This is a genomic window from [Empedobacter] haloabium, assembly GCA_008011715.2.
In the GTDB taxonomy this organism is placed as follows: domain Bacteria; phylum Pseudomonadota; class Gammaproteobacteria; order Burkholderiales; family Burkholderiaceae_D; genus Rugamonas; species Rugamonas haloabia.
In genome coordinates, this window is record CP136508.1 from 2,824,506 (window position 1) to 2,847,790 (window position 23,285).

Annotated in this window: 21 protein-coding genes, 1 tRNA gene and 1 pseudogene; 12 read left to right on the forward strand and 11 right to left on the reverse strand. The window is 67.1% G+C overall.

Annotated features, from left to right (window positions below):
- Nucleotides 1-36: 36 nt before the first annotated feature.
- From E7V67_012420 to wrbA, 4 genes are read right to left on the reverse strand one after another with little or no spacing between them, the layout of a single operon-like run.
- Entirely contained in the window at nucleotides 37-465 is a 429-nt protein-coding gene (locus E7V67_012420; protein ID WUR15871.1) for a DUF4124 domain-containing protein, read from the reverse strand.
- On the reverse strand, nucleotides 462-1,868 hold the full coding sequence (locus E7V67_012425) for an FAD-binding oxidoreductase (GenBank protein WUR15872.1): 1,407 nt from the start codon (nucleotides 1,866-1,868) through the stop codon (nucleotides 462-464). The genes E7V67_012420 and E7V67_012425 overlap by 4 nt, the downstream gene beginning before the upstream one ends.
- On the reverse strand, nucleotides 1,865-2,284 hold the full coding sequence (locus E7V67_012430; GenBank protein ID WUR15873.1) for a DUF2069 domain-containing protein: 420 nt from the start codon (nucleotides 2,282-2,284) through the stop codon (nucleotides 1,865-1,867). The genes E7V67_012425 and E7V67_012430 overlap by 4 nt, the downstream gene beginning before the upstream one ends.
- A complete protein-coding gene (gene wrbA, locus E7V67_012435; protein WUR15874.1) occupies nucleotides 2,281-2,919 on the reverse strand; it encodes an NAD(P)H:quinone oxidoreductase in 639 nt (212 codons plus the stop codon). The genes E7V67_012430 and wrbA overlap by 4 nt, the downstream gene beginning before the upstream one ends.
- A 77-nt stretch (nucleotides 2,920-2,996) precedes the next feature.
- On the opposite strand from wrbA, the gene E7V67_012440 reads away from it, so the two are divergent.
- Nucleotides 2,997-4,379 (forward strand): YihY family inner membrane protein, encoded by a 1,383-nt coding sequence (locus E7V67_012440; protein WUR15875.1) that lies wholly within the window; start codon nucleotides 2,997-2,999, stop codon nucleotides 4,377-4,379.
- A gap of 21 nt (nucleotides 4,380-4,400) precedes the next feature.
- On the opposite strand, the pseudogene E7V67_012445 reads toward E7V67_012440, so the two are convergent.
- Nucleotides 4,401-5,123, reverse strand: a pseudogene (locus tag E7V67_012445) (alpha/beta hydrolase).
- 241 nt (nucleotides 5,124-5,364) lie between these two features.
- On the opposite strand from E7V67_012445, the gene E7V67_012450 reads away from it, so the two are divergent.
- Complete coding sequence (locus E7V67_012450) at nucleotides 5,365-5,832, forward strand: CBS domain-containing protein (GenBank protein ID WUR15876.1); 468 nt, start codon at nucleotides 5,365-5,367, stop codon at nucleotides 5,830-5,832.
- Between the two features lie 172 nt (nucleotides 5,833-6,004).
- Here the strand turns inward: E7V67_012450 and E7V67_012455 are convergent, their stop codons facing one another.
- Complete coding sequence (locus E7V67_012455) at nucleotides 6,005-8,254, reverse strand: EAL domain-containing protein (GenBank protein ID WUR15877.1); 2,250 nt, start codon at nucleotides 8,252-8,254, stop codon at nucleotides 6,005-6,007.
- Between the two features lie 271 nt (nucleotides 8,255-8,525).
- Between E7V67_012455 and aroC the strand changes: the two genes are divergently transcribed.
- Complete coding sequence (gene aroC / locus E7V67_012460) at nucleotides 8,526-9,632, forward strand: chorismate synthase (GenBank protein WUR15878.1); 1,107 nt, start codon at nucleotides 8,526-8,528, stop codon at nucleotides 9,630-9,632.
- Nucleotides 9,633-9,644: 12 nt separating this feature from the next.
- Here the strand turns inward: aroC and E7V67_012465 are convergent, their stop codons facing one another.
- Together E7V67_012465 and E7V67_012470 are read right to left on the reverse strand one after the other, a co-directional pair.
- Nucleotides 9,645-11,138: an HDOD domain-containing protein gene (locus E7V67_012465; protein WUR15879.1), complete on the reverse strand. Its 1,494-nt coding sequence runs from the start codon at nucleotides 11,136-11,138 to the stop codon at nucleotides 9,645-9,647.
- A complete protein-coding gene (locus E7V67_012470) occupies nucleotides 11,135-12,847 on the reverse strand; it encodes a GGDEF domain-containing protein (GenBank protein ID WUR15880.1) in 1,713 nt (570 codons plus the stop codon). The genes E7V67_012465 and E7V67_012470 overlap by 4 nt, the downstream gene beginning before the upstream one ends.
- A gap of 257 nt (nucleotides 12,848-13,104) precedes the next feature.
- Here E7V67_012470 and E7V67_012475 point away from each other — a divergent pair, with 257 nt between their 5' ends.
- The 4 genes from E7V67_012475 (at nucleotide 13,105) to E7V67_012490 (ending at nucleotide 16,431) form a co-directional block, all read left to right on the forward strand.
- Nucleotides 13,105-14,808, forward strand: a complete 1,704-nt coding sequence (locus tag E7V67_012475; protein ID WUR15881.1) for an isovaleryl-CoA dehydrogenase — start codon at nucleotides 13,105-13,107, stop codon at nucleotides 14,806-14,808.
- 64 nt (nucleotides 14,809-14,872) lie between these two features.
- Nucleotides 14,873-15,523, forward strand: coding sequence for a uracil phosphoribosyltransferase (upp, locus tag E7V67_012480; GenBank protein ID WUR15882.1), 651 nt, complete (start codon nucleotides 14,873-14,875; stop codon nucleotides 15,521-15,523).
- 2 nt (nucleotides 15,524-15,525) lie between these two features.
- Nucleotides 15,526-15,879: an Hpt domain-containing protein gene (locus tag E7V67_012485; GenBank protein ID WUR15883.1), complete on the forward strand. Its 354-nt coding sequence runs from the start codon at nucleotides 15,526-15,528 to the stop codon at nucleotides 15,877-15,879.
- A 348-nt stretch (nucleotides 15,880-16,227) separates the two neighbouring features.
- On the forward strand, nucleotides 16,228-16,431 hold the full coding sequence (locus tag E7V67_012490) for a cold-shock protein (GenBank protein WUR15884.1): 204 nt from the start codon (nucleotides 16,228-16,230) through the stop codon (nucleotides 16,429-16,431).
- A 311-nt stretch (nucleotides 16,432-16,742) separates the two neighbouring features.
- Here the strand turns inward: E7V67_012490 and E7V67_012495 are convergent, their stop codons facing one another.
- Entirely contained in the window at nucleotides 16,743-17,648 is a 906-nt protein-coding gene (locus tag E7V67_012495) for a LysR family transcriptional regulator (protein WUR15885.1), read from the reverse strand.
- 120 nt (nucleotides 17,649-17,768) lie between these two features.
- Here E7V67_012495 and aceB point away from each other — a divergent pair, with 120 nt between their 5' ends.
- A complete protein-coding gene (gene aceB / locus E7V67_012500; protein WUR15886.1) occupies nucleotides 17,769-19,361 on the forward strand; it encodes a malate synthase A in 1,593 nt (530 codons plus the stop codon).
- 16 nt (nucleotides 19,362-19,377) lie between these two features.
- Here aceB and E7V67_012505 read toward each other — a convergent pair whose 3' ends face one another.
- Nucleotides 19,378-20,025, reverse strand: a complete 648-nt coding sequence (locus tag E7V67_012505; GenBank protein ID WUR15887.1) for a 2-hydroxychromene-2-carboxylate isomerase — start codon at nucleotides 20,023-20,025, stop codon at nucleotides 19,378-19,380.
- A 12-nt stretch (nucleotides 20,026-20,037) separates the two neighbouring features.
- Complete coding sequence (gene gloB / locus E7V67_012510; GenBank protein ID WUR15888.1) at nucleotides 20,038-20,823, reverse strand: hydroxyacylglutathione hydrolase; 786 nt, start codon at nucleotides 20,821-20,823, stop codon at nucleotides 20,038-20,040.
- A 32-nt stretch (nucleotides 20,824-20,855) separates the two neighbouring features.
- On the opposite strand from gloB, the gene E7V67_012515 reads away from it, so the two are divergent.
- From E7V67_012515 to E7V67_012530, 4 genes are all read left to right on the forward strand, one after another.
- Nucleotides 20,856-21,653, forward strand: a complete 798-nt coding sequence (locus E7V67_012515) for a class I SAM-dependent methyltransferase (protein WUR15889.1) — start codon at nucleotides 20,856-20,858, stop codon at nucleotides 21,651-21,653.
- 31 nt (nucleotides 21,654-21,684) lie between these two features.
- Nucleotides 21,685-22,125, forward strand: a complete 441-nt coding sequence (gene rnhA, locus E7V67_012520; GenBank protein WUR16268.1) for a ribonuclease HI — start codon at nucleotides 21,685-21,687, stop codon at nucleotides 22,123-22,125.
- 54 nt (nucleotides 22,126-22,179) lie between these two features.
- On the forward strand, nucleotides 22,180-22,881 hold the full coding sequence (gene dnaQ, locus E7V67_012525) for a DNA polymerase III subunit epsilon (GenBank protein WUR15890.1): 702 nt from the start codon (nucleotides 22,180-22,182) through the stop codon (nucleotides 22,879-22,881).
- A gap of 46 nt (nucleotides 22,882-22,927) precedes the next feature.
- Nucleotides 22,928-23,002: transfer RNA gene (locus E7V67_012530), tRNA-Val, on the forward strand.
- Nucleotides 23,003-23,285: the final 283 nt, after the last annotated feature.

The window sequence follows — 23,285 nt, forward strand, 5'->3', positions numbered from 1 at the left end:
GTGGCGGAACGCTGGAGGCGGGCACGGCGCCGCCTGTCAAAGAGGACACTCCAGCGCCATCAGCGCGGCCACGCGGCGTGCCCGCGCGCGCGCCGCTTCCAGCTGGCGTGGCGAGGCGTTGCGGATGTCCTCTTCGGCCAGGCGGCGCTCCAGTTTCGCCTTGTCGCAGCGCTGGCGGCGCGCGGCCGCGGCGCGGTCGGCACGTTGATCGGCGCGCTCCTGCGCAGCCTCGCGGGTTTCGCGTTCGCGTTGCAGGCGCTCGCTTTCGGCACGCTGGCGCGCCAGTTCTCGCGGCCTGTCCGGATCGGGCGCCGGCGCGTCGGGCGTGGCCAGCACCACCTGCTTGCCGCGCTGGCATGGCGCCTCGCTGTACGTGACCTTGCCGTTCGCCGTGCATTTGTAGATTTGCGCCTGGGCGGGCAGGGCGAATGCCAGCGCGGCGGCGAGCACGGTCAGGAATTTCACAGGATCTTCCCCGGATTCATCAGGTTGTACGGGTCGAGCGCCGTCTTGATCGCGCGCATCAGCCGCAAGGCGACCGGATCCTTGTAGCGCGCCAGCTCGTCGCGCTTCAACGCGCCGATGCCGTGTTCGGCCGAGATCGAGCCCTCGTGGCGCGCCACGCTGTCGTGCACCACGCGGTTGACGGCTTCCTGGTTGGCCAGAAACGCCTCGTTGCCGATGCCGGCCGGCGGCGCCACGTTGAAATGCAGGTTGCCGTCGCCCAGGTGGCCGAAGCAGACCAGCTGGCAACCGGGGAAGGCCTGCTGCAGCAGCGGCTCGGTGGTCGCGATGAATTCGGCGATGCGCGAGACCGGCAGCGAGATGTCGTGCTTGATGTTCTTGCCGGCGGCGGCCTGCGCCAGCGGAATGTGCTCGCGCAGTTGCCACAGGCCGCGCGACTGGGCCACCGAGCCGGCGACGACGGCATCGAGCGCCACCTCCTGCTCCAGCGCGGCGCCGATGGCCTGCTCCAGCAGCGCCACGGCGTGCTGCTCGGACTCGCTGCTGGACAGTTCCACCAGCGCATACTGCGGGTGCTCCCGCGCGAACGGCCGCGGCAACTGCGGGAAATGCTGGGCGACGAGGCGCAGGCAGAAGGCCGACATCAGCTCGAAGCCCGTCAGGCTGGCGCCGGCGCGGTCCTGCAGCAGCGACAGCAGGCGCAGCGCGTGTTCCGGCGTGGCCAGCGCCACCAGCGCCGTGATGGCGGCTTTCGGTTGCGGATACAGTTTCAGCACGGCGCCGGTGATGATGCCGAGCGTGCCTTCGGCGCCGATGAACAGGTCGCGCAGGTCATAGCCCGTATTGTCCTTGCGCAGGCCGCTAAGGCCATGCCAGATCTCGCCCTGCGGCGTGACCACTTCCAGGCCCAGGCACAGTTCGCGCGCATTCCCGTAGCGCAGCACGGCCGTGCCGCCCGCATTGGTGGACAGGTTGCCGCCGATCGTGCAGCTGCCCTCGGCCGCCAGCGACAGCGGGAACAGGCAGCCGTGCGCGGCGGCCGCTTCCTGCACCTGCTGCAGGATGCAGCCGGCATCGACGGTCATCGTGCGATTGACGGGATCGACGACGCGTATGCGGTGCAAGCGGGCCAGCGAGAGCACGACGGCCGTGCCGGAGGCATCGGGCACGCTGCCCAGCACCAGGCCCGTATTGCCGCCTTGCGGCACGATCGGCACGCGCGCGGCGGCGCAGGCGCGCACCAGCGCGGCCACTTCGTCCACGCTGCCGGGACGCAGCACGGCCAGCGCGCTGCCGGTGAAGCGGCCGCGCCAATCGCGCAGGAAGGGCGCCATGTCGTCCGGCCGGTCCAGCACGTGCGCCGCGCCGACCAGCGCGCGGCAGGCGTCCAGGAAGGGATTCATCGGCGCCCGCCAGGCGTGCTGGAGCCGCGCGTGACCTTCTCCAGCAGCTCCTGCGCGGCCTTTTTCGCGGCGCGCTTGTACGGCTGCACGTACAGCAGCGCGCAGCAGAAGAACACGAACACGATGATGGCCTCGCCCCAGCCCAGCCAGGGCATGGTGCGGTCGCTCCAGCCGCGCACCACGCCTTCGGTGAAGTACACCAGGATCATCATCGACGTCCACTGCAGCGTGTACAGGTCGCGCTTGATGACGCCGATCAGCGGAAACACCAGCGGCACGGCTTTCAGCGCCAGCCAGGAGCCGCCCGGGTGCAGCGGCGCCAGCACCAGCTCCCACAGCAGGCACCAGGCCACCAGCAAGGTCACGCTGAGCAGCGCGCCCCACCAGGCGATCTTCTGGCGCAGGCCGGGCATCATGCGCTCCGCGTCGAGGTGGGCACAGGCGTGGCGCCCGCCAGGCGCAGCGCCGTCTCGGCCAGGCGCCGGCCCATGGCGACGGCCAGGCGCTTCTCCTCGTCGGTGACGGGCTTCTTGCCGTCCAGGCCGGACCAGTGGCTGGCGCCGTACGGCGTGCCGCCGGAGGCGGTCGTCATCAGGTCCGGATGCGTGTACGGCAGGCCCATCACCAACAGGCCATGGTGCAGCAGCGGGATCATCATCGACAGCAGGGTCGATTCCTGGCCGCCGTGCAGGCTGCCGGTGGACGTGAACACGCAGGCAGGCTTGCCGGCCAGGGCGCCGGACAGCCACTGGCTCGACGTGCCGTCCCAGAAGTATTTCATGGCCGATGCCATATTGCCGAAGCGGGTCGGCGAGCCGACCGCGAGCGCGGCGCATTGCTCCAGGTCTTCCAGCTCGACATACGGGGCGCCGTCGGCCGGCACGTCCGGCGCGGTGGCCTCGGTCACGGTGGAGACGGCGGGAACGGTACGCAGGCGGGCATCGCAGCCGGGCACGCTCTCGATGCCCTGGGCGATCAGCTCGGCCAGTTTGCGGGTGGAACCGTGCCGCGAATAGTACAGCACGAGGATAATCAGATTGGGAGCGTTCATCGTTGGTATTATATGGCCCTTTATGGACTTTCAGGCAACGGCGCGCTGCCGTTGCCGCCCAGCCGCGCAACGCCTGCATGCCATCTTCCTTCCTGTCCACCTTATTGTCCACATTACCCCAGTATGTGGCCCGCAGCTGCCGCGACGGCATCGCCGAAGTACGCTCGCTGTCGTGGAACGAAATCCGCGACCTGTTCCTGTTCGCCCGGCGCCGCCTGCGCGAGGAAAGCCTGCCGCAGGTGGCCGGCGGCCTGACGTTCACCACCGTGTTCGCACTGGTGCCGGTGCTGACGATCGCGCTGGCCGTGTTCACCACGTTCCCGATGTTCAAGGCCTTCCGCACGGCGCTGGAGGCCTATTTCATCCAGAGCGTGATGCCGAAGGCGATCTCGAACACCATCCTGTCCTACCTGACCACCTTCGCGGCGCAGGCCACGCGGCTGTCGGCCGTCGGTGCCGTCACGCTGGTGCTGACCTCGGTGGCGATGATGGGCATGATCGAGCGCGTGTTCAACCGCATCTGGCGCGTCAAGGCGGAGCGGCGCTGGACCCGGCGCATCCTGGTCTACTGGGCGCTGATCACGCTGGGTCCGCTGGTCGTGGGCGTGTCGCTGTCGCTGTCCACCAAGGTGTTTTCGGCCACCACGTCACTGGTCGGCGACGTGGCCGGGGCGCTGTTCTACACGGTCCTGTCGCTGGTCCTGACCACGGCCGGCTTCACGTTTCTCTACCTGGCCGTCCCGAACCGCAACGTCGAATGGCGCGACGCGCTGGCCGGCGGCATGCTGGCCGGCATGGCGTTCGAGCTGGCCAAGCGCGGCTTCGCCGTCTTCATCACGCAATTTCCCACCTATTCGAAGATCTACGGCGCGCTGGCCGCGCTGCCGCTGTTCCTGTTGTGGGTCTACCTGTCATGGATGATCACGCTGGTGGGCGCGCTGCTGACGGCTGCGCTGCCCGTCGTCAAATACGAACGCTGGTGGCACGAGCCGGCGCCGGGCAGCGCCTTCGTCGATGCGATGGCCGTGCTGCAGGTGCTGCACGTGGCCTGCCGCTGCGGCGACACGGCGCTGGTCAACGCCAGCACGATCCGCGCCCGCACCCGGCTCGGCTTCGACGAGATGGACCTGCTGCTCGAGCGCATGCAGGCGCAGGGCTGGGTGGGGCGCGTCAAGCTGGACGCGCCGCCGCGGGTGCAGTGGGGCAAGCACGTGGGCGGCGACGCCGACAGCTGGGTGCTGCTGGCCAATACGGACCGCCTGACGCTGGCGGACGTCTACCGCGTGTTCGTGTTCGGCGGCATGCCGGTCAACGCCGGCGTGGCCTACGAGTCGGACGACCCGCGCGACGTCCTGGCCAGCCGCGACGCGGCCCGGCTGGCGCGCCAGGTCGAGGCGGCCGTCGAGACGGGCCTGGGCCGCTCGCTGGCCGATCACTTCGGCCCGCTGGACTGCCGCTGACTTACTTACTACTTGCTTCCGTCACGGCGCGCCCAGGAACGCGGTCAGCGCATCGAGCACGGCCTGCGGCTGCTCGGCCATCATCTGGTGGCCGGCGTCGACGGTGACCTGGCGTGGCGCCGGCAATGCGCCCGGCAACTGGCCGCCGTCGGGCGGCGTCATCATGTCGCGCGCGCCGGCCAGCAGCAGCACGGGGCAGCGCAGCTGGGCGGCGGCGGCGCTGCCGTTGGCGTAAGCCTTGCATGCCGCAAGGTCCGTATGCAGCAGGTGATCGCCACGCGCCGCGACGGCGCGCATCAAGGCGCGCGAGCCTTGCGCGGCCGGGTGTTCGGCGCCATCGGGGCCGGGCGCGTGCGACCAGCGCGCCACCATCTCGATGGCGGCCGCCTCGTCTTCCAGCGCCGTCTTCAGCAGCGCGCCAGAGACTTTCATGGGGAAAGTACTGCCCAGCAGCGCCAGGTGCGTAACGCGCGCCGGCGCGCGCGCGGCCAGTTCCAGCGCGATCAGCGAGCCCATGCTGTGGCCGGCCAGGGCCACCTGGCCGAGGTCGCGCGCGTCCAGGGTAGCCAGCAGCCAGTCGGCCATCGCCTCGACGGACGGCAGCGGCGCGCCGTTGCCATCGTGCGCCGGCAGATCGGGTGCCAGCACGCGCCAGCCGCGCTGTTCCAGGGCGGGCACGAGCGGGGCCCAGACAGTGTGGTCGTTCAGCGCGCCGTGCACGAGGACGAGGGTGGGCGAGGACATCGGGGTCTCCTGTATTCATGAATAGTGGCCACGATGCTACCGTGCTGGCGCGTGGCGTCAATAGTTGCATCCCGGTTATGCGCTGCGCTGGATTTTTTGGCGGGCATCGGCTACATTCGGCTATAGCGTCGACAAGCAGTTTCAGAGAGGACCAGGGCGATTTTCGCGGGCCCGGCCCATCCCGAGGCGCTTTCCTGGCACTAATTCACCCACCCATTTTCGCGCGGACAGGACGGCCACCATGAAAGTTTCAGAAATCCTTCAAGTCAAAGGCAATATCCTCTACACGATCAGCCCCGACCAGCCCCTGGCGGACGCGGCCAATACGATGGCCGAGAAGGACATCGGCTCGCTGGTCGTGATGGAGTACGGCGACCTGGTGGGCATGCTGACGTTCCGCGAGGTGCTGAAGGCGCTGCACGCGAACGACGGCACGGTGGGTGGCGGCACGGTGCGCAAGCACATGGACGATCACCCGATCACGGTCACGCCGGACACGGAAGTCAACGAGGTGCGCCGCATCATGCTGGAAAAACACGCGCGCTACCTGCCGGTGATGAATGCGAAGACGATCCTGGGCGTGATCTCGTTCTACGACGTGGCGCGCGCGGTGCTGGAGGCGCAGAGCTTCGAGAACCGCATGCTGAAGGCGTATATCCGCGACTGGCCGGCGGAAGAGGATGAGTTCGCTGCCGCGAACCAGCGCTGAGATCTGTGCGGTCTTGGTGCCGGCTGGGAGGCCGGCACCGCTACGCGGGCGAGGAGCGGTGCTCCTCGAAACCCCCACTGCGCTCCCCGCAGGGGACTGACCCCCGAAGTTCGGCATGTCGATGGATACAACAGAACTTCAGGGTCAGTCCCGTAGGGACAGACCCCAAACCTCAAGCGCTCTGGCGCGCCTCCCCGGCCAGCCAGCCGGCCAGATCCTCCGCCGCCATCGGCCGCGCGAACAGGAAGCCCTGCGCCAACGGGCAGCCCAGGTGGTACAGCACCTGCGCCTGCCGCTCGTCCTCGACGCCCTCGGCCACGATCGACAGGCCCAGGTTGCGGCCCAGCTGGATCACCATCTCGGCAATGCTGCTGCCGCGTGACGATCCGGTAATCTCGGTCACGAACGCGCGGTCGATCTTCAGGCGGTCGACCTGCAGGCGCTGCAGGTGCGACAAGGACGAGAAACCCGTGCCGAAATCGTCGATCGCCACCTTGACGCCGGTGCGCCGCACTTCGCCCAGCATCTCGACCAGCAGGTGCGGCTCTTCCATCGCCATCGATTCCGTGATCTCCAGCTCCACGTACTCGGGCGGCGCGCCCGTGTCCTCCAGCGCCTGCCGCAGCATGACCAGGAACTGCGGATGGCGGAACTGCACCTGCGAGACGTTGACGGAGATCGTGAAGCCGCGGTGACCCGCGGCGCGCAGCCGCACCAGCTCGGCGCACGCGGTGCGCAGCACCCATTCGCCCAGCTCGATGATGAGGCCCGAGTACTCGGCGATCGGGATGAAGCGGTCGGGCGAGACGAACTTGCCGTCGCGCGTGCGCCAGCGCAGCAGGGCCTCGGCGCCGACCGGGCGGCGCGTGGCCAGGTCGATCTGCGGCTGGTACATCAGGAACAGCTCGTTCTGGCTGAACGCCGTGCGCAGCGCGTGCATCATGCGCACGCGCTCGCGGATCTCGACGCCCATATTGCGCGAAAAATAGAAATGGCCGGCGCGCTGCTGCGACTTGGCGCGTTTCAGTGCGATGTCGGCGTCCTTCAGCGCGTCCGAGCCGCTGCCGTCGTGTTCGGCCAGCCGCACCAGGCCCAGTGTCGCCGACAGCTGCACGTCCTGGCCCTCGATATTGAACGGCTGCTGGAACTGCGCCAGGATATTGGCCGGGTTGACGGCCGCTTCCTCGCCCAGCACGGCGAAGATGTCGCCGCCGATGCGCGCCACCGTCAGGTGCCGGCCCAGGCTGTGCTGCAACCGGCCCGCCACGGCCGCCAGCAACTGGTCGCCGAATGCATGACCCAGCGCGTCGTTGGTCTCGGCGAAGTGGTCCAGGTCCACCAGCGACAGCACAGCGCCATCGCGCGCCGGACCGGCCAGGGTGGCGTCCAGGATCTCGACCAGGCGGGTGCGGTTCGGCAGCTTGGACAGTGTGTCGTAGAACGCCGCCTCGTGCAGGTGCGCCACCAGCTCGACGTTGTCCAGGCCTACCGCCACATTGGCCGAGAACACGTCCAGCAGGCGCTCTTCCAGCTCGGTGGGCGCACGCGCCACGTCGAGCTGGGCGACAAAGGTGCGGCACGACTTGCCGGCGAAGTACAGCGCCACCGCATCGGCCGTGTACAGGTTGCGCCGCTCGGCCAGCGCGCGCGCGGCCAGCGGTATCGGCAGGGCGCCGGTGGCGAACTGGCGGCCCTCGTACGACATCCAGGCGCCGGTCGCCGCCAGTACGTGCAGCTGCGGGGCGTCGCAGCCTTCCTGCGCGCACAGGAAGCCGCTGCAGTCCTGTCCCAGCAGCGCGGCCGCCTGGGCCAGCACGCCGGTGGCGAAGTTGGCCACGCCGTGCAGCGCCATCAGCTCCGTGCTGGCGTGGACGATCTGGTTCAGGCCGCGGCGGCTGTCGCTGATCTTGCGGATCTGCTCGTAGGAGCGGATCGCGGCCGTCACGGTCGTGTACAGCTTGATGCGGGTCAGCTCGGACTTGGTCTTGTAGTCGTTGATGTCGAAGTCGCGGATCGCGTCGATCTCCGGCGCGTAGCCGGGCTGGCCGGTGCGCAGGATGATGCGCACGTCCGCCAGCTTCAAGGTCTCGCGGATGTGGCGCACCAGGTGCAGGCCGGCGTCGTCCTGCTCCATCACCACGTCGAGCAGGATCACGGCGATGTCGTGCTCGTGGCGCAGCAGCTCGCGCGCCTGCGCCGCCGAGTAGGCGTGCACGAATTCGAGCGGGCGGCCCTGCATGTCCAGGTTGCCCAGCGCGAAGGTGGTGGTCGAATGCACGTCCTCGTCGTCGTCGACGATCATCACGCGCCACACGCCGTGAGGCGCCGCCGGCGCCGGTTGCGCCGCTGGCTCGTCGAGAAAGACCAGGTCGTCCGGGTCGTCGCGCGACGTCGGGGTCTCTGGCGTGATCGGTGGGGGCATGCGTGCTTCTCCGGATTGGTCTTGGGTAGCGCCCAGGTAGCGCTCTCTTGCCTTGTTTCCCTGTCCAAGTATATAGGGGATTGAACAACATTCGCGAGTAGTATGGTAAAAGTGGACCGATCCGGCGCGAATTCCCGTATTTCTAAGGAGAAATTGATGTTTTTACGCAATACTCGCGGCGTCGCCGGGGCGGCGCTGGCAGAGAGCATGCCAAAGCGGTAAAATTGACAATTCCATTTTCGTTCACGCGTCTCGCACGTCACCCATCACTATGTCCGGCAATTCCTTTGGCAAGCTGTTCACCGTTAGCACTTTTGGCGAATCCCACGGACCGGCGATCGGCTGCGTGATCGATGGCTGCCCGCCGGGCCTGCCCCTGTCGGAAGCGGACATCCAGCCGGAGCTGGACCGCCGCAAGCCGGGCACCTCGCGCCACGTGACGCAGCGCCAGGAGCCCGATGCGGTGCAGATCCTGTCCGGCGTCTACGAAGGCGTGACGACCGGCACGCCGATCGCACTGCTGATCCGCAACGAGGACCAGCGCAGCAAGGACTACGGCAATATCGCCGACAGCTTCCGGCCCGGGCATGCCGACTATACCTACTGGCACAAGTACGGCGTGCGCGATCCGCGCGGCGGCGGGCGCTCGTCGGCACGCCTGACGGCGCCGGTGGTGGGCGCGGCCGCCATCGCGAAGAAGTGGCTGAAGGCGCAGTACGGCACCGAGTTCCTCGGTTGCATGAGCCAGCTGGGCGAGATCGAAGTACCGTTCCAGGACTGGGCGCACGCGGCGCACAACCCGTTCTTCGCCGCCACAAGCGACGCGGCCCTGATCGCGCGCATGGAAAGCTATATGGACGAGCTGCGCAAGGCCGGCGACTCGATCGGCGCGCGCATCGACGTCATCGCCCGCAACGTGCCGGTCGGCCTGGGCCAGCCGATCTACGACAAGCTCGATGCCGACATCGCCTACGCGATGATGGGCATCAATGCCGTCAAGGGGATCGAGATCGGCGCGGGCTTCGAGTCGGTGGCGCAGCGCGGCTCCGAGCATGGCGACGAGCTGACGCCGCAGGGCTTCGTCGGCAACCACGCCGGGGGCATCCTGGGCGGCATCTCGACGGGGCAGGACATCACGGTCTCGATCGCGATCAAGCCGACGTCGTCGATCCGCACGCCGCGCCGCTCGATCGACAAGGACGGCAATCCCGTCACCGTCGAGACGTTCGGCCGGCACGACCCGTGCGTGGGCATCCGCGCCACGCCGATCGCCGAGGCCATGCTGGCCCTGGTGCTGATGGATCACGCACTGCAGCACCGCGCCCAGTGCGGCGACGTGCTTGTCCACACGCCGGACATCGCGCGCGCCGGGCGCTGATCCGCACGCCGCTCAGGCGGCGCGGCTGGCGACCGCCTCGAACGCGTGGCGCCGCTCGACGGCGCGCATGACCAGCGCACGCAGGTCGTTGAGGAGGGTGAATTCGGTCTGCGACAGTTCGATGGGCGGGAAGGTCTCGTCCCAGTCGCCGTACAGGAAACCGGCCGGGTGGCCGTTCGAACTCAGCGGCAGGATGACGAAGCTGCGCGCTTCGGCCAGGGTGCTCTTCCACCATTGCGGCAGCTTGGCCGCGAACTTCGGATCGCGCGCGTTCTCGATGAAGATGACACGGTCGCTGCCCAGCGCGGCGTGGAACACGTTGGGCTGGTAGCTGTCGTCGAATGCCATCAGCGGCAGGTGGTCCTTGAGCGATTCGCCGAAGCACATGCGCGCGGCATAGCGGCCTTCGCGCCGGTTGCGCACGAACGCGACGGCGCGCGAGAAGTCCAGGCCCTTGTACACCGTCTCCAGGGCGATCGACACCATCTGGCCGGGGCTGGCGCTGTCCACCATCTCGCGCATCTCGGCCAGGCCGGCCTGCAGGATCTTGTTGCCGGCGGCGCGCTGGCGCGTGCGCGCCAGTTCGCGGGCGCGCCGTTCGGCCGGTTTCGACAGCGGCGCGATCGACAGGTCCTCGACGGCCGCGGCGCGCGCCTGCGCGATCGCATCGAGGGCGCGCTCCACGTCCAGCCCCAGCATCGGCGCGTAGATCTCCGTGACGCGCTGTACCTCGGCCGCGCCTTCGTCGTTGTCGTGCCACAGGCTATCGGCGCAGCGCCGGGCCAGCGTGGAGATGGCGGCGATCCAGTCGCCATGGTCGACCGGCGTGCCCGGTTCGGCCGGTTCCACGCTGCGCATGCCGGCCACCAGGTTCTTCGGCAGGCCCCAGCGCAGCGCGGCGGCGCGGCCGATCTCCGGCAGCGTGATGCCGAGCAGCTGCGGCGCCGCGACGTCCTCGCGGCCCGCGCCGGCGGCCTGCTGCAGGCGCGTCCAGGCTTCCGGCATGTAGAACGTCACCATCATGCGGCCCAGCGTGTGCAGCATCGAGCACACCACGGCTTCCTCGGCGTGCATGCTCTGCACGCTGCCGGCCAGCTCGCGCGCGACCAGTCCGGCCAGCACGGCTTTTTCCATCTCGATGTGCGCATGGGCCGAATCGGGCCGCAGCTCGGACAGCTCCTCGATCAGCTTCAGGCCCAGTGCCAGGTGGCCGATCGCTTCCGTGCCCAGCACGAGTACCGCCTTCGTGACGGTGCTGACGTGCTGGCCGAACGCGGAATACATGCCGCTGTTGGCGAGGCGCAGCACCTTCTGCGTCAGCACGGGGTCGGTCAGCACGGTTTCCGTCATGCTGAACTGGTGGTCGTCCTCGCCGCGCATGGCGCCCAGGATGGCGCTGATGGCCTTGGCGAAGCCGGGCATGTCGCCCTGGCGCCGGGTGCGTTCCCACAGCAGGGATAAGGTCTGTTCGCCGAGCGCCGTGCCGGCCTTGAAGTGTTCTGTCATCCTAATGCCCGCTGCGGTTGGTCCTGGCACAGGAGCGCGTAATGGCGCTCCGTCAGGGCCGCGACGGCGACGTTGGCCGCCATCGGCTTGCCCGTCAGGTAGCCTTGCACGTAGCGGCAGCCGCGCTCGCGCATGTATTGCATTTGTTCTTCCGTCTCGACGCCTTCGGCGACCACGGACAGCGACAGGTGCTTGGCCAGGTCCAGCACGGCGTTGCAGATGGCGCCGTCCTTTTGCGAGCCAGGCAGGTCGCGGATGAAGGCGCGGTCGATCTTCAGCACGGAGATGGGGAAGTTCTTCAGGTACGCCAGCGACGAATAGCCGGTGCCGAAATCGTCGATGGCGATGCGGGCGCGCCGCTCGGCCATCTTGCCGAGGATGCTCTCGGCATGCACCGGATCGATCATCAGCGTGCCCTCGGTGATCTCCAGCACCAGCTGCTCGCCGGACAGGCCGGAATAGGCGATGGCGTCGTCCAGCACGTCGAGGAACTTGTCGTTGCGGAACTGGCGCGGGCTGATGTTGACCGAGATGTACAGCGACCGCTTGGCCGCTTCCTCGAACTGGCGCAGCTGCACGCAGGCCGCCTTCAATGCCCACGCGCCCAGCAGGTTGATCAGGCCATTGGTTTCGGCCAGCGGGATGAAGCGCGCCGGCGGCACCATGCCCAGGGTCGGGTGCTTCCAGCGCATCAGCGTCTCGAAGCCTTCGATCTCGCGCGTGCCGGCGTCGACGATGGGCTGGTAGTACAGCACGAACTCGCCTTCGCGCACGGCCTGGAACATGGCGGCTTCCAGCGAGATGTCGTGGTCGCTGGGGCTGCTGTGGCGCGCGTTGTAGACGACGCAGCGCGCTTTGCCCGTCTCCTTGGCGCGCGACAGCGCGGTATCGGCCAGCGCCAGCAGGCGGATCTCGTCCTCCGCATGCTGCGGGTAGACCGATACGCCGACCGAGGCGCCCACGTACACCGTTTGTCCTTCGATATCGAACGGCGACTGCAACGCCGCCAGCAGGCGCCCCGTCACCAGCCGGATCTGGGCTTCGTTGAACGTGCCCGGCAGCAGCGCGACGAATTCGTCGCCGCCGACGCGGGCCAGCGTGTCGCTGTCGCGCAGCATCTTGCGCAGGCGCGTGGCGGCCATGCGCAGCACGGCGTCGCCGGCCGGGTGGCCCAGGCCGTCGTTGACCTTCTTGAAGCTGTCCAGGCCGACGGTGGCGACGGCGAAGCCCTGGCCGGTGCGGCGCGCCTGGGCGATCGTCATGCGGATGCGGTCGGACAGCAGGGCGCGGTTGGGCAGGCCGGTCAGCGCGTCGTGCGTGGCCATGTGACGCAGGCGCGCCTCGGTGGCATGTTGCGCCGTCAGGTCGCGGCCCACGACCAGCAGTTCGCCGGCGTGGCTGGAGATGCGCAGATCGAAGGGCGTCTCAGCCTCGCCGTGGCGGAATCGTACTTCGGCCCGGGCGACGTGCACGGCCACCGCTTCGGCCAGCGCGGCCTTCAGGATGGCGTGATCGGCCTCGCAGACGAGGGCGCGCAGGGGCTGGCCGGCCAGCTCGCTGCTGCCGGCCAGCGTGGTGGCGCGCCGGCTGGCGAAGCGGATCTGGCCGCGCGGGTCGGCGCGGAACACGATATCGCCCGCTTCCTCGAGCATGCCGTCGAAGGCGCTCGAGGTGGCGGTTGGCATGGCGATGGGGGTACCGGACGGCATTGGGCGGGCTCGGATCTCTGGGTCGTGCATCAAAAAGAGGCGGCTGGAACGTTATCTGTCGAGCCGGCAACAAATGTACCACTTTGCGGACACTATTTACATGAAAAGCGGCAACATTTCGCGTGTTTTGACTGTTTTTCGTTGCGCTACTTCAGGAAAAGTGCCTGATGGGAACTTTCTGGCCCGGTCTTGCGGCGCCCCGACCTTTCCGCTAGCCTGCAACGACAGGGCGGCAGCCCCTCACCCAAGGAGCGGCGGTGAACCAGTTCGACACGCACGAAATCTTCAACCAGGTGACGCCGTTCGCCGACGTCAACCTGTTCACCTGCGACCCGGCGCTGGGCGAAGCCGTGGTGCGCGAGGGCGCCGGCGCCGCGCTGCCGTCGCTGCAGGCGCTGGGCGCGCGCCTGGGACGGGCGGCCACGCTGGACCTGGCGCGCCAGGCTAACCGCAACGAGCCGGTGCTGCACAACTTCGACCGCGCCGGCCGCCGCATCGACGAGGTGGAATTCCATCCGGCCTGGCATGCGCTGATGGCGCTGCTGATCGGGGAGGGCGCCCATGCCTCGCCTTGGGAGGAAGCCGGGCCCGGCGCGCAGGTGGCGCGGGCCGCCCGCTACCTGCTGTTCGGGCAGGTGGAGAACGGCTCGCAGTGCCCCGTCACGATGACCTATGCGAGCGTGCCGGCACTGCGCCAGTCGCCCCGGCTGGCCGCGCGCTGGCTGCCGAAGATCCTGTCGCGCGAGTACGATCCCCGTCCGCTGCCGCTGGATGCCAAGCGCGGCGCCCTGATCGGCATGGGCATGACGGAGAAGCAGGGCGGCTCGGACGTGCGCAGCAACACCACCCGTGCGCTGCCGGTGCCGCCGGGCGAGGCCCGCGCGCTGTTCGGCGAAGACGGCGAGGACGTCTATCGGCTGGTGGGCCACAAGTGGTTCTTCTCGGCGCCGCAGTCGGATGCGCACCTGGTGCTGGCACAGACGGACGACGGCGGCAGCGCCGGCCTGTCGTGCTTCCTGGTGCCGCGCTTCCTGCCGGACGGCGGCCGCAATGGCGTGCGCGTGCAACGCCTGAAGGACAAGGTGGGCAACCGTTCCAACGCATCGTCCGAGGTGGAGTTTACCAATGCGTACGGTTGGCTGTTGGGCCAGCCGGGGCGCGGCATTCCGACGATCCTGGAGATGGGCAGCCACACGCGCCTGGACTGCGTGCTGGGCAGCGCCGGCACGATGCGTGCGGCGCTGACGCACGCGCTGCACCACGCGCGGCGGCGCCAGGCGTTCGGCAAGCCGCTGGCGCAGCAGCCGCTGATGCGCAACGTGCTGGCCGACCTGGCGCTGGAATCGGAGGCGGCCACCGCGTTCGCGCTGCGCCTGGCCCGTTGCTTCGACCATCCGGACGATCCGGCCGAGGCGGCGCTGGCGCGCCTGTTGACGCCGGCCGGCAAGTACTGGATCTGCAAGCGCGGTCCGGCGTTCGGCGCGGAGGCGATGGAGGTGCTGGGCGGCAGCGGCTACGTCGAGGACGGCCCGTTGGGCCGCTTGTACCGGGAGCTGCCCGTCAACTCGATCTGGGAAGGTTCCGGCAACGTCATGTGCCTGGACCTGCTGCGCGCGCTGGCGAAGTCGCCCGCCGCCGGCGCGGCGCTGGCCGCGGAACTGGCGGCCGCCGGCGACGCCAATGCCGACTACGTTGCCTTTGTCGCGGCACTGAAGGTGGCGCTGGCGCAGGCGCCGGCCAGTACCGACGGCGAGTTCGGCGCGCGCGTGCTGGCCGAACGCATCGTGCTGGCGGTGCAGGCGTCGCTGCTGCTGCGGCACGCGCCGGCCTATGTGTCGTCCGCCTTCGTCGCTTCACGCCTGGCGCGCGAGCCGGGTGGGGCGTTCGGCCGCCTGCCCGCAGGGACGGATTGCGCTGCGATCCTGGCGCGCGCGCTGCTGGAGCCGGACGCGGCACCGTAAAACATGGACAGCGCTTGCCCCGGGCTGGGATAATGCATGCAATCCCGCATAACACTTGAACAAAATGAAACAAGATCCGCGCTTCCCGAACCTGTTTATCACCGACCATCCGCTGATTCAGCACAAGCTGAGCCACATGCGCGACAAGGCCACGTCGACCCGCACCTTCCGCGAGCTGCTGAAGGAGATCACGCTGCTGATGGGCTATGAGATCACGCGCGACCTGCCGCTGACCACGCGCGAGATCGAGACGCCGCTGATGACGATCGACGCGCCCGTCATCGCCGGCAAGAAGCTGGCCGTGGTGCCGATCCTGCGTGCCGGCATCGGCATGAGCGATGGACTGCTGAACCTGGTGCCGTCGGCGCGCGTGGGCCATATCGGCGTGTTCCGCGATCCGGACACGCACCAGCCGGTCGAATACCTGGTGCGCCTGCCGGACCTGGTGGACCGCATCTTCATCCTGTGCGACCCGATGGTCGCCACCGGCAATTCGGCCGTGCATGCCGTGGACGTGCTGAAGAACCGCGGCGTGAGCGACGACCAGATCATCTTCCTGGCGCTGGTGGCGGCGCCGGAAGGCATCGAGGTATTCCAGAAGTCGCACCCGAACGTGAAGATCTACTGCGCCTCGCTGGATTCGCACCTGAACGAGCATGCCTACATCGTGCCGGGCCTGGGCGACGCCGGCGACCGCATCTTCGGCACCAAGTAACCATGGCCACGCCCGCCGATCCCGCGTTCCGCCAGCATCTGCAGGCGCTGGCGGACAAGTACCGCGCCAGCATCCCGCAGCGGCTCGCGGCGATCGGCGCGGCGCTCGATGCGGCGGGGCCCATGCCCGCCGTGGCGCAACTGGCGCCGCTGCACGAAGCGTTGCACACGGTGGCGGGCTCCGCCGGCTCGTTCGGCTTTCATGCGCTGGGTGACGAGGCGCGCCGGTTGGAACAGCTGTTGCGCGAGACGATGGCGGGGACGGCGGCATTCGCCGACGTGGCACCGCAAGTGCGGCGCTACCTGGACTGGGCCAATGACGATCCCACAGGCGCCACAATCAGCGCGCACGATTGATGCAGGTCAAACACCGCGTTGGATTATTGTCTATAGTTACACACATACCGGGCGAAACAGCAGCTTCGGGTGGGAAACGCAGCGATTTTGCCGTAGTTCATGAGCGTTACATGACCGTTTCATGACATTCGGACCGAATTCTTGCTGCCAGGCCACCTTCTAGCTCGTCTGTAGCAATTATTTTCGCAAAAACGTGCTGAAACCGTGACTCGTGACGTGCTTTTGGCGCCGTATTCGGTATAATGCGGGATCGTTTAGATTCAAGAGTAGTGCAGTTAGTCTGCCATTGCATACTTGCTTCAAACGATATCACGGGCGCAAGCTCATTTAACTGTAATAGGAATTGTAATGGCAACTGGTATCGTAAAATGGTTCAATGATTCGAAGGGTTTTGGCTTCATCACCCCTGACGAAGGCGGCGAAGATCTGTTCGCTCACTTCTCGGCGATCCAAACCACCGGCTTCAAATCTCTGCAAGAGAACCAACGCGTATCTTTCGAAGTGACCGCTGGTCCGAAAGGCAAGCAAGCTTCGAACATTCAGCCTCTGTAATACGCTGGATCTAACGAAATAAAAAATCCTCGGTTTCCGAGGATTTTTTTTCGCCTGTACGTCTCGCACACGCCCGGCGCGCCCGTCCCCGCCTGTCCGCCGCGACAGCCGAGCCTGTGTCCCACCACGGTGTCAGTCACCGAAACGGTACACGAACTCAGCCGTGCGTCGCGGCCGCGTCGCGGTCGCTGCCTGACACAAGCGCACGTCGGGCCGCACACCGCGCCGGCACCCGTCCACGGCCGGGCTCGTGTCCCACAATGGTGACTGACCCCGGGGTGGACACGAACTCTGCCGTCAGAATCGCGTCGTCAGCCCCGGCCCCAATACCCCGGCTGCGCATAGCTGCGCCGCAGGAAGTCGACGAAGGTGCGAATGCGCAGCGGCAGGTGGCGCCGCTGCGCGAAGACGGCATAGATGTCGTTGCCCGGCGCCGAGTAGCCATCCAGCACCGTCTGCAAGCGGCCCGCCTCGATGTCCGCGCCGACCTCCCACATCGACCGCCACGCCAGGCCCTTGCCAGCCAGCACCCAGTCATGCAGCACGGCGCCGTCGTTGCAGCTCATGTTGCCCGTCACTTTCAGGGTGACGGTCTTGCCGCCGTCGCGGAAGGTCCAGCCGCGCTGGCTGCCTTCGCTGCTGATCGCCATGCAGTTGTGCTTGGCGAGATCGTCCAGTGTCTGCGGCGCGCCATGACGCTTCAGGTAGGCCGGGGTGGCCACCACCACGCGGTGGTTGTCCGCCAGCTTGACGCTGACGAGGTTCGAGTCCGACAGGCTGGCAATGCGGATCGCCACGTCGACGCCTTCGCCGATCAGGTCCACCACGCGGTCGTTCAGGTTCAAGGTGACGGTCACGTCGCGGTGCTCTGCCAGGAACGACGGCACCAGCGGCGCCACGTGCTGGCGGCCGAAGCCGGCCGGCGCCGAGACAAGCAGGTGACCGGTCGCACGCGCGCTGCGTTCGGACACCGCCGCCTCGGCCGATTCCAGCTCGGCCAGGATGCGCTGGCAGTCTTCCAGAAACGCGGTGCCTTCATCCGTCAGCGCCAGCTTGCGCGTGGTACGCTGGAGCAGTTTGACGCCCAGGCGCTGCTCCAGCGCATCCAGGCGGCGGCCGATCACGGCCGGTGCGATACCCTCGGCGCGGGCGGCGGCGGACAGGCTGCCGCGGGCGACGACTTCGACAAAGGTGGAGATCTGACGGAACTGTCCCATAACGCGATCTGTGACAAAAACGCACAGATGAAGTGATTAATTGTCTTGTTTATGTAAGTGTCCGGTCAATATACTGGATTACATTGCATCGCACCATATCACAAACCCAAGGAGATTCAGATGAGCAGCATTTCCCTTCCCGCAGGCATGGAAATCACGGGCGAGATCGCGCCCGGCTATGAACGCGTGCTGACGCCCGAGGCGCTGGCGCTCGTCGCCAAGCTGTCGCGCGAGTTCGAGCCGCGCCGGCAGCAATTGCTGGCCGCGCGCGTCGAGCGCGCGCGCCGCCTGGACGCCGGCGAGCGTCCCGACTTCCTGGCCGAGACCGCGCACATCCGCGCCGGCGACTGGAAGATCGCGCCGATTCCGAAGGCACTGGAATGCCGCCGCGTCGAGATCACGGGCCCGGTCGAACGCAAGATGGTCATCAACGCCCTGAACTCCGGTGCGGACAGCTACATGACCGACTTCGAGGACTCGAACACGCCGAACTGGCGCAACCAGATCGACGGCCAGATCAACATGATGGATGCGGTGCGCAAGACCATCACCCTGGAGCAGAACGGCAAGTCCTACAAGCTGAACGACAAGACGGCCACGCTGGTGGTGCGTCCGCGCGGCTGGCACCTGGACGAGAAGCACGTGCTGGTGGACGGCAAGCGCGTCTCCGGCGGCATCTTCGACTTCGCGCTGTTCATGTTCCACAACGCCAAGGAGCAGCTGGCGCGCGGCGCCGGTCCGTACTTCTACCTGCCGAAGATGGAATCGCACCTGGAAGCGCGGCTGTGGAACGACATCTTCGTGATGACGCAGAACGAGCTGGGCCTGCCGCAGGGCACGATCAAGGCGACCGTGCTGATCGAGACCATCCTGGCCGCGTTCGAGATGGACGAGATCCTGTACGAACTGCGCGAGCACAGCTCCGGCCTGAACGCCGGCCGCTGGGACTACATCTTCAGCTGCATCAAGAAATTCAAGGTGGACCAGGAGTTCTGCCTGGCCGAGCGTCCGAAAGTGACGATGACGGCGCCGTTCATGCGCGCCTACGCGCTGCTGCTCTTGAAGACCTGCCACAAGCGCGGCGCGCCGGCGATCGGCGGCATGTCGGCCCTGATCCCGATCAAGAACGATCCGGAAAAGAACGAGGTGGCGATGGGCGGCGTGCGCAACGACAAGGCGCGCGACGCCACCGACGGCTACGACGGCGGCTGGGTTGCGCACCCGGGCCTGGTCGACCTGGCCATGACGGAATTCAAGAAGGTGCTGGGCGACGCGCCGAACCAGATCGGCAAGCAGCGTCCGGACGTCGAGGTGACGGCCGCCGACCTGCTGAACTTCCAGCCGGAAGCGCCGATCACGGAAGCGGGCCTGCGCTACAACATCAACGTCGGCATCCACTACCTGGGCAGCTGGCTGGGCGGCAACGGCTGCGTGCCGATCCACAACCTGATGGAGGATGCGGCGACGGCCGAGATCAGCCGCTCGCAGGTGTGGCAGTGGATCCGCTCCAGCAAGGGCGTGCTGGAAGACGGCCGCAAGGTCACGGCCGAGATGGTGCGCGCCATGATCGCGGAGGAACTGCCGAAAGTGCAGGGCGCCGCACCGGACGGTTCCAGCCCGAACTACGCCCGCGCCGCCGCCATCTTCGAAGAGATGTCGACCTCCGAGCAATTCGCCGAGTTCCTGACCCTGCCGCTGTACGAGGAAATCTAAGGACGCGGGCGCTGGCTCAGACGTTGCGCTGGGCCAGCGCGGGCCGCGCCAGGAATTCCTTCAGCCTGGCCTCGTCGATGCGGTGCCCGCCGATCCGGCGCAGCAGTGCGTCGATGCGGTCGGTGCCCCAGAACAGCTCGTTCTGGTAGGCGAACGTGGGCACGCCGAACACGCCGCGGCCGATCGCGGCCTCCGTGGCCGCGATCAACTGCTGCTTGACGTCAGGCGTCGCCGCGGCCACCTGCAGCGCCTCGCCGTTCAGGTCGCAATCCTTGGCCACCTGGCGCAGCACGGCGGCATCCGAAATATCCAGCCCCTTTTCCCACGCAGCCTGGGCCAGCGCGAACGCGAAGCGCTTGCGGCTGGTCGCGGACGGCACGCAGCTCAGCATGCGCAGCGCCAGCAACGGGTTGAACGGATGGCCCGGCGGGCCGCGAAACTCCAGCCCCTGCGCGTCGGCCAGCCGCATCACGTCGCGGAACGTCAGCTCGCGCTTGGCCGGCACCTCCGCCGGTCCCTTGATGCCGTGCGCCTTCAACATCCCTGCCAACAGCACGGGCTCGATCGCCACGTGCACGCCCGTCGCTTCGATACGGGCAAGCTGTTTCGTGGCCAGCCACACGAACGGACTGATCGGGTCGAAATAGAAGTGGACCGTTTCCATGGTTTCCTCAAGTCAGAAAGTGTTTTTCCATTGCCGCAGCGCGGTAAACACGGCCAGCGGCGAGGCGTCCAGCGTCACCTTGCCCGCCTGTGTCAGCGTGCGCGCGATGGCGCGCTCGCGGTAGCGCAGGAACGGATTGGTCGCGCGCTCCAGGCCGATCGTGCTGGGCACCGTGGGCTCGCCGCGCTCGCGCTTGGCGGTGTCGACGTCGATGCGCTCGCACAGCGCCGCATTGTCCGGTTCGACCGCGGCGGCGAAGCGCAGGTTCGCCAGCGTGTATTCGTGCGCACAGTACACCTGCGTGCCGGGCGGCAGCGCGGCCAGCTTGTCCAGCGAGGCCGCCATCTGTTCCGGCGTGCCCTCGAAGATGCGGCCGCAGCCGCCGGCAAACAGGGTGTCGCCGCAGAACACCATCGGCGTTGCGCCCTCATGCACGTAAGCGATATGACCTTTCGTATGGCCTGGCACATCGAGCACCGTCAAGGCCAGCGCCAGCCCCGGCACCTGGACGGTATCGCCTTCGACCAGCGGGTCGGTCACGGCGGCGATGCCGTCACCGGCAGGACCGAACACGGGCACGGCGTAATGCTGCAATAATTGTGGCACGCCCCCGATGTGGTCAGCATGGTGGTGGGTGAGTAGAATGGCATGCAGGGACAGGCCTTGGCGCTCGAGCGCGGCCAGCACCGGGCCGGCGTCGCCAGGGTCGACGATGGCCGCGTGACGGCCGTCATGAATGAGCCACAGATAATTGTCGTTGAACGCTGGAACGGCCAGGACGTGCAGGGGTGTCGTCATCGGTTCTTTAAAATGGAACGCACAGGGAACGCATGGATAGCGCAACATCCGAAAAATCCATTATAGCGCTGGACAGCTGGCTGCAAACGCCGGCCGGCGCCTACGTGCGCGCCTGGGAGCAGCGCCTGCTGGACGAGCTGACGGCCGATATCTTCGGCTTCAACGCCCTGCAGATCGGCACGCCGCAGATCGACGCGCTGGCGGCCAGCCGCATGCCGCACAAATGGCTGGCCGAGACGCGCACGCAGGGCGGACTGGCGCCCGAGGGACGCGCCGTCGCGCTGACCTTCGACTCGGCCGAGCTGCCGTTCGCGTCGCAAAGCCTGGACCTGGTCGTGCTGCCGCACGTGCTCGAGTTCGCCGCCGAGCCGCACCAGGTACTGCGCGAAGTGGAGCGGGTGCTGATTCCGGAAGGTCAGCTGATCATCTGCGGCTTCAATCCGGCCAGCCTGTGGGGCCTGCGCCAGGTCACGGCGCGCGTCACCGGCGCGCACTACCTGCCCGAGGCGGGGGAATTCATTTCTATGCCGCGCATCAAAGACTGGTTAAAATTGCTGAACATGGGCGTCAGCCACAGCCATTTCGGCTGTTACGCGCCCGCCTGCCGCACGGAGCCCTGGCTCGCCCGCTATGCCTTCATGGACCGCGCGGGCACGCGCTGGTGGCCTTACTTCGGTGCCGTCTACCTCGTCCAGGCCATCAAGCGGGTCAAGGGCATGCGCCTGATCGGCCCGGCGTGGAGCAAGAAGTCGGCCAAGGCGCCGGTCGCCGTACCGGCCGCCAACAAGCACCGCCAGGCCGACGAGCAGGAAACCATAGCGTCGCAATAAGGTCGAACAAGATATGAATAGTGAGCAGTACGTGGACAAGGTGGAGATTTTTACGGACGGGGCCTGCAAGGGCAACCCCGGCACGGGCGGCTGGGGCGCGCTGATGGTGGCCGGCGCGGCCGAGAAGGAGCTGTTCGGTGGCGAGCTGAACACGACCAATAACCGCATGGAGCTGAAGGCCGTGATCGAGTCGCTGAACGCGCTCAAGCGTCCCTGCGAAGTGGTGCTGCACACCGACAGCCAGTACGTGCAGAAGGGTATCAGCGAATGGATCCATGGCTGGAAGGCGCGTGGCTGGCGCACCTCCACCAAGGAGCCGGTGAAGAACGCCGACCTGTGGCAGGCGCTGGACACGGCCCAGGCCGTGCACAAGGTCGACTGGCGCTGGGTGCGCGGCCACAACGGCCATCCCGGCAACGAGCGGGCCGACATGCTGGCCAACCGCGGCGTCGAAACGGTCCGCCGCAAGTAACCCGGGCGCCGCGTTTGCTATACTGCGCGGCTGTCTTCTTTACTCATCCAACACATGCGTCAGATCGTTCTCGATACCGAAACCACCGGTATCAATCCCAAGCTGGGCAACCGCGTCATCGAGATCGGTTGCGTCGAGCTGGTCAACCGCAAGCTGACGGGCAATAACTTCCACCGTTACATCAACCCGGAACGCGATTCGGAAGAGGGCGCGCTGGCGGTGCACGGCCTGACGACCGAATTCCTCAGCGACAAACCGCGCTTCCATGAGATCGTCGAGGAACTGCGCGAGTACATCCGCGGCGCCGAAGTCATCATCCACAACGCGCCGTTCGACCTGGGCTTCCTGAACCACGAGTTCCGCATGCTGAACCTGCCGCCGTTCGACGAGCACATCGGCGGCGTCATCGACACGCTGGTGCAGGCCAAGGAACTACGGCCCGGCAAGCGCAATTCGCTGGACGCACTGTGCGATTTCTATGGCATCTCGAACGCGCACCGCAAGCTGCACGGCGCGCTGCTCGACGCGGAGCTGCTGGCCGACGTCTACCTGTCGATGACGCGTGGCCAGAACAGCCTGGGCATGGACATCGAGGAAGAGACGTCCGGCGGCACCATTCAACTGGAGCAGGTTGCGCTGGCCGAGATCCTGGTGGTGCGTGCATCGAGCGAGGAAGCGGCCGCGCACGAGGAATTGTTGAACGGCCTGGACAAGGCGATCAAGGGAACTTGCATCTGGCGTACGCCGGTTGCTTGAAGTCCCTTGACGGGACGCAAGTGCCCACCTATAATAATGCTTCTTCGGGAGGTTAGCTCAGGGGTAGAGCACTGCATTCACACTGCAGGGGTCGCAAGTTCGAAACTTGCACTTCCCACCAGAATTCGCTGTGCTATCAAAGGCTTGCAACGTTCAGTTGCAGGCCTTTTTTGTTTTGTCCGAAAACATTCCGAAAATCCTCCTTGGACATTGGCGTACTTCACCAGCTCGGCAGGGCGCCAGGGCTTCCCATCAGTGACCACATCGTCCGGGGGAGGGCGGTCGCGCATGCACGCATGCTTCGTTCGATTAGCTCTCAATAGAACCAACACGTGTAGCGAGGATTCATGGCAAAAGCGCCCTTTGTCGAAGACCAAAGGCTTAAACACTTATTGAACGTTCCA

Excerpts from the sequence above, each read along its gene's own strand:
- E7V67_012425 (WUR15872.1), bottom strand. The coding sequence starts at position 1,868 with ATGAATCCCTTCCTGGACGCCTGCCGCGCGCTGGTCGGCGCGGCGCAC.
- E7V67_012430 (WUR15873.1), bottom strand. The coding sequence starts at position 2,284 with ATGATGCCCGGCCTGCGCCAGAAGATCGCCTGGTGGGGCGCGCTGCTC.
- wrbA (WUR15874.1), bottom strand. The coding sequence starts at position 2,919 with ATGAACGCTCCCAATCTGATTATCCTCGTGCTGTACTATTCGCGGCAC.
- E7V67_012440 (WUR15875.1), top strand. The coding sequence starts at position 2,997 with ATGCCATCTTCCTTCCTGTCCACCTTATTGTCCACATTACCCCAGTAT.
- E7V67_012450 (WUR15876.1), top strand. The coding sequence starts at position 5,365 with ATGAAAGTTTCAGAAATCCTTCAAGTCAAAGGCAATATCCTCTACACG.
- E7V67_012455 (WUR15877.1), bottom strand. The coding sequence starts at position 8,254 with ATGCCCCCACCGATCACGCCAGAGACCCCGACGTCGCGCGACGACCCG.
- aroC (WUR15878.1), top strand. The coding sequence starts at position 8,526 with ATGTCCGGCAATTCCTTTGGCAAGCTGTTCACCGTTAGCACTTTTGGC.
- E7V67_012465 (WUR15879.1), bottom strand. The coding sequence starts at position 11,138 with ATGACAGAACACTTCAAGGCCGGCACGGCGCTCGGCGAACAGACCTTA.
- E7V67_012470 (WUR15880.1), bottom strand. The coding sequence starts at position 12,847 with ATGCCGTCCGGTACCCCCATCGCCATGCCAACCGCCACCTCGAGCGCC.
- upp (WUR15882.1), top strand. The coding sequence starts at position 14,873 with ATGAAACAAGATCCGCGCTTCCCGAACCTGTTTATCACCGACCATCCG.
- E7V67_012485 (WUR15883.1), top strand. The coding sequence starts at position 15,526 with ATGGCCACGCCCGCCGATCCCGCGTTCCGCCAGCATCTGCAGGCGCTG.
- E7V67_012490 (WUR15884.1), top strand. The coding sequence starts at position 16,228 with ATGGCAACTGGTATCGTAAAATGGTTCAATGATTCGAAGGGTTTTGGC.
- E7V67_012495 (WUR15885.1), bottom strand. The coding sequence starts at position 17,648 with ATGGGACAGTTCCGTCAGATCTCCACCTTTGTCGAAGTCGTCGCCCGC.
- aceB (WUR15886.1), top strand. The coding sequence starts at position 17,769 with ATGAGCAGCATTTCCCTTCCCGCAGGCATGGAAATCACGGGCGAGATC.
- E7V67_012505 (WUR15887.1), bottom strand. The coding sequence starts at position 20,025 with ATGGAAACGGTCCACTTCTATTTCGACCCGATCAGTCCGTTCGTGTGG.
- gloB (WUR15888.1), bottom strand. The coding sequence starts at position 20,823 with ATGACGACACCCCTGCACGTCCTGGCCGTTCCAGCGTTCAACGACAAT.
- E7V67_012515 (WUR15889.1), top strand. The coding sequence starts at position 20,856 with ATGGATAGCGCAACATCCGAAAAATCCATTATAGCGCTGGACAGCTGG.
- dnaQ (WUR15890.1), top strand. The coding sequence starts at position 22,180 with ATGCGTCAGATCGTTCTCGATACCGAAACCACCGGTATCAATCCCAAG.